The 6,507-nt window shown below is 55.4% G+C and carries 12 protein-coding genes; 6 read left to right on the top strand and 6 right to left on the bottom strand.

What is annotated here, in order from left to right; all coding sequences use genetic code 11:
* On the top strand, positions 1–491 hold a 491-nt coding region (locus ACOJWD_RS11795), incomplete at its 5' end, for a 3'-5' exonuclease (protein WP_486993427.1).
* Positions 492–557: 66 nt separating this feature from the next.
* On the opposite strand, the gene ACOJWD_RS11790 is transcribed toward ACOJWD_RS11795, so the two are convergent.
* The 6 genes from ACOJWD_RS11790 to ACOJWD_RS11765 form a co-directional block, all read right to left on the bottom strand.
* On the bottom strand, positions 558–1,439 hold the full coding sequence (locus ACOJWD_RS11790) for an NmrA/HSCARG family protein (RefSeq protein ID WP_486993426.1): 882 nt from the start codon (positions 1,437–1,439) through the stop codon (positions 558–560).
* Complete coding sequence (locus ACOJWD_RS11785) at positions 1,436–1,924, bottom strand: hypothetical protein (RefSeq protein WP_486993425.1); 489 nt, start codon at positions 1,922–1,924, stop codon at positions 1,436–1,438. The genes ACOJWD_RS11790 and ACOJWD_RS11785 overlap by 4 nt, the downstream gene beginning before the upstream one ends.
* Complete coding sequence (locus ACOJWD_RS11780) at positions 1,917–2,711, bottom strand: hypothetical protein (RefSeq protein ID WP_486993424.1); 795 nt, start codon at positions 2,709–2,711, stop codon at positions 1,917–1,919. Before ACOJWD_RS11780 ends, ACOJWD_RS11785 begins: the two co-directional genes overlap by 8 nt.
* A 113-nt stretch (positions 2,712–2,824) precedes the next feature.
* Positions 2,825–3,568 carry a helix-turn-helix transcriptional regulator gene (locus ACOJWD_RS11775; RefSeq protein WP_486993423.1) on the bottom strand — a complete coding sequence of 248 codons (744 nt, stop codon included), beginning with the start codon at positions 3,566–3,568 and terminating at the stop codon, positions 2,825–2,827.
* A 39-nt stretch (positions 3,569–3,607) separates the two neighbouring features.
* Entirely contained in the window at positions 3,608–3,784 is a 177-nt protein-coding gene (locus ACOJWD_RS11770; protein WP_486993422.1) for a hypothetical protein, read from the bottom strand.
* A gap of 290 nt (positions 3,785–4,074) precedes the next feature.
* Positions 4,075–4,308, bottom strand: coding sequence for a helix-turn-helix domain-containing protein (locus ACOJWD_RS11765; RefSeq protein WP_486993421.1), 234 nt, complete (start codon positions 4,306–4,308; stop codon positions 4,075–4,077).
* A 77-nt stretch (positions 4,309–4,385) separates the two neighbouring features.
* Here ACOJWD_RS11765 and ACOJWD_RS11760 point away from each other — a divergent pair, with 77 nt between their 5' ends.
* From ACOJWD_RS11760 to ACOJWD_RS11740, 5 genes are all read left to right on the top strand, one after another.
* A complete protein-coding gene (locus ACOJWD_RS11760; protein ID WP_486993420.1) occupies positions 4,386–4,604 on the top strand; it encodes a helix-turn-helix domain-containing protein in 219 nt (72 codons plus the stop codon).
* A 182-nt stretch (positions 4,605–4,786) separates the two neighbouring features.
* On the top strand, positions 4,787–5,251 hold the full coding sequence (locus ACOJWD_RS11755) for a hypothetical protein (protein WP_486993419.1): 465 nt from the start codon (positions 4,787–4,789) through the stop codon (positions 5,249–5,251).
* Between the two features lie 90 nt (positions 5,252–5,341).
* A complete protein-coding gene (locus tag ACOJWD_RS11750; protein WP_486993418.1) occupies positions 5,342–5,689 on the top strand; it encodes a hypothetical protein in 348 nt (115 codons plus the stop codon).
* A gap of 62 nt (positions 5,690–5,751) precedes the next feature.
* Entirely contained in the window at positions 5,752–5,961 is a 210-nt protein-coding gene (locus ACOJWD_RS11745) for a helix-turn-helix domain-containing protein (protein WP_486993417.1), read from the top strand.
* 40 nt (positions 5,962–6,001) lie between these two features.
* On the top strand, positions 6,002–6,507 hold a 506-nt coding region (locus ACOJWD_RS11740; protein ID WP_486993416.1), incomplete at its 3' end, for a helix-turn-helix domain-containing protein.

Genomic DNA, 6,507 nt, shown 5'->3' with positions numbered 1-6,507 from the left:
TTAATGGTCCCGAACCGAGCATTCTCGTTGTGGACAGCCAGTCCGATGAAATCGACAAAGTCGGCGCATGGTTGGCTGAAAGGGTATACAAAGATGGTGTCAAGCCGAACGAGATCGGTATCTTTGTTCGGTCCAAAGAGGAAATGCCTCGGGCCTTGGCTGCGTCTAAACGGGCGGATTTGCCGACGCGCATCTTGGATGACGGGCTAGATAATACGGCGGCACATGCGTCACTTGGTACCATGCATCTGGCTAAGGGCTTGGAATTCCGTGCGGTGGTGGTTATGGCTTGTGACGACGACGTGATTCCCTTGCAGGCTCGCATCGAGGCTGTGGTGGATGAAGCGGATTTGGAAGAGGTTCATGCTACAGAACGCCATCTGCTATATGTGGCTTGTACCCGTGCCCGGGATTATCTGCTGGTTACTGGGGTTGACCCTGCGTCAGAGTTTCTGGAAGACCTGAGATTTCGAGGAGATAGGGCAGAGTAATCAGGTGCGTGCGTATAAAGTGTGTGTTGCTCAGTACGGCCTTGTACATGGTGCGGCGTTCAGTCGTTAGTCCTTCAACCAATCGGCATAGGTGGTCAGATCGAATGGCGCTCGGGCCTTCTCGTAAGCTTTTATTCCGAGCCATTCCAACAATGCAGCCATCTTGGGATGACCGACCTGAAGACCGAGCGCCATGCCCGGAATACGTGGGATTTGTTGTCTCGTTTCCTGAGTCCAAAGAGCACACAATGTCTCAGGCGGCTCACTGCTCCCTATCACCTCATAGGCCTTCCCCTGCGATTCGCCCGGATTTGCAAACGCCCAAGCTACCATTCGGCCGACATCTTGGAGAGTCGTGAGAGGAATGCAACTATCCTTTGGCATTACGGCGCGCAGGGTGGCTAGAAACAGTCGACCAACCAATGGCCGATGGCCATCGAGGAGTTGTTGAATCGGTCGAGCAAAGGGTAAGCTTGCACCTAGAAAGTCGTCCATAAAAAGGCCGGGACGCAAGATGGTAAAGGGAAGTCTTGAATTTCCCAATTCCTCTTCGATGATGGCTTTGCCATCGATGGCCGCAACATTCTGGCGCTTTTCCGCGCCAAGGCCTGAACTGTAGACAATGTGGGGGCGGTTCCCGGCATTGACTGCCGCTTGGATCACGTTGGACCCCAGTCGGACTTCCTCTTTCAGGCCCAGATCCCAGAAATTCTGGACGCTGAAGACTCCGGTGACCTCTTTAATGGACTTGGTCAGAGCGGAGACATCGGTCATATCCCCGGTGACAAGGTGGGCTCCCTGGCTTTTCAGCGCCTGCGCCTTGGGGCTTGCTGCATTGCGTGTTAAGGCATGCACTGTCCACCCATCGTTGAGAAGTGCCCGGGCAACGTGTCCGCCTTGATTTCCTGTGGCACCGATGACCAGAATGGGACCTGTTTGGGTGGTCACAACGCCTGTTCCATAGCACGGTGAGGCCGATGCCACTGATGCCAGAGAAGGAGACCGACGAGTCCCGTGACTTGAATGATGACATAGGACAGCGGCGCATTATGGGTTGGTAAGGGTAAGAGGACGATTTGGCTTGCAACGTGTGCTAATCCCAGAATGCCGGCGGCCAGTTGGCGCATGGGGATAGGCGTGACTGGTCCGATGATAAGGGCGATCCAGACCCAGAGACTGAGATTGGTACCGTCGGACAAAATCGAGACCAACAAGACGGCTAACGAGAGAATAATCCACAGCACGATGCGCAGCGTCTTGGAATCATGCCGGCTAAAGGTGAGATAGAGGGTGATGAGCCCGGCGACCACCCAGGGAAGAAAGAAGGGAGAGGGAACCGGGCCATGGACCAAGCGAAAGACATTGGCCACGTCGATAAGAAGGCTAATAAAGAGGACCCCAAAGATCCATTTGGGTTTTCGCGTGCTATCCATGGACAATTTGCCACCATCCTCCCAAGAGATATTTATCCGCTCCCGATGCCCACGTGTTCACGTAGCCGGTGACGCGGCCATTCCCATGTGCCGTGACTTCATTCACATGCCAATAGATTTTGGTGTTGGCGAAAGCGGGCGCATCTTCCACGGCGTAAGTCCATCCTGAGGCGTTTCCGCCGGTTTCTCCATGGCCTTGGTGATTACTGATGAAGTAGTCGCCATCGGGAAAGGGATGCTTCACCGCGTCCCAAGTATGATAGGTCGTCACTTGCCTGCCATTATACGAGAAGCTGATGAAATTCCAGACAATCCCGACCGTAATTCCCAAAAAATCATTCCATCCGGTTTCAGTGTATGCACCGGATACACTGGGGTAGCCGCCGGGAGGATCGGCAACACGATAGGCGGGTCTTAGCATGGGAGATGCCGAAACTTTGGCCATGCTCGTTGTCGATGGGATGCCAATCTTCACTAACGCTGTGTCCTGCCGGGTGTTCTCGGCCATTTCCCGAATGGCAATAGTCTGACCGGGACTCACCGTAATGGAGATGGGCGGTCGATTCAGTGGAATTTGATAATACTGGGCGTCTTGCATATCAAAGTGGACGGATTGGGGAGACGAGGCTATCTCAGTAGTTCTCGCGTAGAAGCGGGGGCTCGGTATCCAGCGAGAAGCACCTGTCAGTTGCCACGGCACCGATGGGGTGGTCGCGGCATGGACTGGGCACGGGACCATCGCCGCCGCCAAGGCGGTCATCGTCGCCCACAGAGTCTGGTGTTTCATGGCCTATCCTCCCATCGCTGTTGTCGCTCCCCCGGTCTTACTGTCTATTGTGTTCGTCCTCCCGCTTTGGAGATAGGGAGAGATGAGGGTGTATACCGGGGTATTTTTCCGGTTTAAGGCAACTCTTCGCGGGAGGACACGCCGAATTTACGATAGATATGGCGGGTGTGCGTTTTTACCGTGCCATATTCGATGGTACACAGTTGCGCGATCTCCGTGAGTTTCTTCCCGGCCTTGAGATATTCATAGATTTCGCGTTCTCGCTCAGTCAATCTGTCCGCCGTGTCGAGTTCGGTGGGTTCCGTCGTCACGGGCTGGGGGATGGTACGATTGGATTCGCGCGAATTTGAGACGAGGCTAATGGAAACGGGCACGAGCCCGATGATGAGTAGCACCAGGGCCCAAAAGACTAAAAGCCCCGGGGAGAACGCGGCATGCCCTACGGCTTTTTGATAGAACCAGGTGCCTAGTAACAGCAGTTCGGTGGCGAGCGTGCCAAAGAGGCCGCCGATCCAATTCCAATAGGCCCAACCCTCGAAGGCTAAAAGGGGGAGGAGGACCGGAGAATCGGTATTCGTCGGAAAAGCGAATTGTAATAGCACGAGTGCCGCGAGAAGGGTATCGAGACCCATGGCAATAAGGCTTAAGAGCGTACCATAGGTGACAAAATCGACGAAACGCCAAGTCAGCCAGAGGACGACGTCATAGACAACCACGAAAGCCACCAAGGGCCATCCGATAGGCAATGGAACATGGTAGTGAGGTGCTTCGAGGACGATCCACGCAATCAGGAGGGCCAGAGCGAAGCGGTAGACAATAAAGAGACCAAAAATGCGTCGAGATGGCGCGTCGGGCATCTGTTATTCCCCCCTTGTCGGCCGCAAAGACATGGTCGGTTAGTGTGCTGCGCGGATTTGCCCTTGCTCTCGCAAGGCATCGTAATAGTGGGCGAGCGCGGCCGCCACGATTTCACTTTTTTGACGGCCCGTTTCGCGCCAGAGATGATCCAGTTGTGCCCGACAGGTGGGTGTCACATAGAGGGATATGCGTGCCGTTTTCTCTTCCTTCGACATGATCCACATCCTCCCTTGGAATATTTGCCCAAAAGTATAGCACAAAAAACGCGCGCGCAGGGAGGGAGAGACGGGCGTATACCGGAGGATATGAGGGGATAGCTCGAGGAATCTCCCTGTTCACGCAAGGGAAAGCCGTTTAGGGTAAGGGCAAGAGACCCGGTGGACACCACGAGCACGTGAACAGACAGATAGAAACGCTGGGTACTCGAGAGGGAATCATTAAAGGTTGAGAGGTTGGCCCTGCCGATTGTTCAACCGTTGGTAGGATCAACGAAGAGAGGCCGGTATTAACGGGGCGGAGTCAGACCACAGAGCCAATCCAAAGATACCTCCAACGCGTCGGCAAGGCGCACCGCTACCGTCAGCGACGGGACCGTGGCACCGGATTCGTATTCAACTAATGTGCTGCGTCCGATGGTAAGCTGATTCGCCAAAGCACTCTGTGACAGATGATGGGTTAAGCGAGCCTGCTTTAATCGTTCGCCGAAGGCCTGAGGAAATGGCAAAGACACCGTTGACATGTCGCTCATACCGACATTATAATAAATCTGGATGTGTCGCCCATACCGACATCTCCCTTAGGAAAGGAGGAACGTCCGTGAATCGCATCCGCCAGTTGCGTCGAGAACGCGGCATGACTCAACGGGACTTAGCTCAGGTCGCGGGATGCGGACGATCGTTCCTTTCGGAAATTGAAACCGGGAAAGCCAATCCCACCCAGTCCATGCTGCAATTGATTGCCACAGCGCTACATGTACCCTTGACAGAGGTGGTGGGAGGAGAAATCCCAGGTGAGCATGACCAAAACGGATCCTAAAGCCCACAAAAGCTACTGGGTTCATCTGGCCGAGTCCACGGTTCGATTGGATTATAGCATAGGAGGCTCATATCAGAGTTCACCGATTGTTATCGTAAGCACGCGACCAACTAGCGGTATAGAGTGGTAGTTTGCGGAAGTTCGCCGCGCGGCGGATGAACGTAGGCGGAAAGGAGACCCGTATGCCCTATCTTTGTGAGCCCGATGGCCAGGTGGCGCGCGTATCACCCAGCATCATTCGTCGAAAGCTCAAGAAAGGGTGGATTCGCGCGACGGATTGGCCGGACTATTATCTGCGAGCGGGAACGCCCTCCGAAGAGGCGGACGCTTTAGCGGTGGCCCATGCGTTTCGAAGAGAACAGGAGCGCCACCGGCAATCCTGTCAGGAAGCTCATGCGCGCTATAATGCCCGATTGGATGTCGTGGAAGCCCGAAGGATGGCAGCAAATGGGGCAGCGCAGAAAGCCCTGGCCCGCCGTATCCGGCAGCACGAACGGGAACTTCTCCGATCGCGTGGACATTCGCGAGAGGTCCCCTTAGTGGCGCTCGCATTACCCCGTGGAGCGAAATGTCCGCGATTGGTGGCGCATGGTCGTGGTTCGGCCATTGTGGGGGCTTTTCACGATCCGTTATGCAGGGATCAGTAATCGGTTAGGACAGCTATTTATCCCTTAGGCCCGCCCGGTGCGGGCTTTATTTATGGCGTAACCACGTGGTGAGAAAAGGAGGGAGGCAGCATGGCGATGGTGATGCCCTATCGACAGTCCGAGGTGGAATCGGCGCTGCAACAGATCTTTACGGAGTGGCAGGACCACCTCATCACCGTACAATGGGTGGAATCGTTGGAATGGAGTGCTGAAAGCCGACGCGAGGCCCATGTGGGCGGGGTGTACCCGCATGGAGTGCAGTTATTGCTGGCCGGGGAGTGTGGCGCAGGCCCCATTCCCTATTGGCTGAGTTGGATTGAACTCGGGTTGAATCCCTACCTCATCGAGACGCAGGAATTACAGGCGGCCGTGACCGCAGTGATGTCGGGACCGTCTGACTCGCCATGGATTGACGCCTTGGCGGGTCTGCGGTGGTAAAGCAAACGAGAGGTGAGGATGCGTCGGTAGGAAAGTGCGGACAACGAGAGGAGATATGAGAGATGGCGATGTCGATAGAAACCGCCCGCACGAGCGGGCGTGAATTATTTCGTCCGGTGGAAGTGGCACAGATGAGTGGATTAAGCCGTGCCTTTGTGTATCGTTTGATTGAGCGAGGAGCGTTAAAGAGTGTGCGTATCGGCAGTGCCGTGCGTATTTCCGCTGACGAGGTGACGCGACTGGTGACGGAAGGCATTCCGGTCAAGGACTGACGCTGCATGATGACGGTGTTGTGTCGGAAGGAGGGAGATCGTGTCCGAGGCGCCGTTTACCGTTGAGGTCAATCAGAGCTTTAATCCCATCGATAAGGCCTGGAGTCCACAAATCTTCATCAAGCTCTATACGGCGGCCCTCGACACCGGTTTTCTGGCGGCCATGTCCGACCGGGATTGGAAGACGCTGTGTGTCATTGCCTTGCACATGGATGCCGAGGGTCATTGCTACCCCTCCCTGCCCACCATCGCTCGGGCCTTGGGGGTCAACAAGAGCACCGCAAGCAATCGGATTCAAGCCCTTTTGCAATTTCGGTGGCAAAACCAACCCATCATTGCCGCAACGCGCGAGCGGCGTACGAACGGCACCTTAGGCCGTCAGGTGTATACGATCTTGCCGTTGACGCCGCTATCCTTTGGCAGCCGACCGGGAGACCCTGGGCGCGATCCAACCAGTTCGCGAAATCCCGAACTGGTCACCAGTTCGCGGTTTACCAAACTGGATTCCTCCAAACTGGGAAACCCCGAACGCAAAAGAAACAAGAT

The sequence above is a fragment of the Sulfobacillus sp. TH-112 genome (assembly GCF_057473405.1).
Note: the sequence above shows the minus strand (reverse complement) of the source record. Positions and strands in the feature narration are given on the sequence as shown.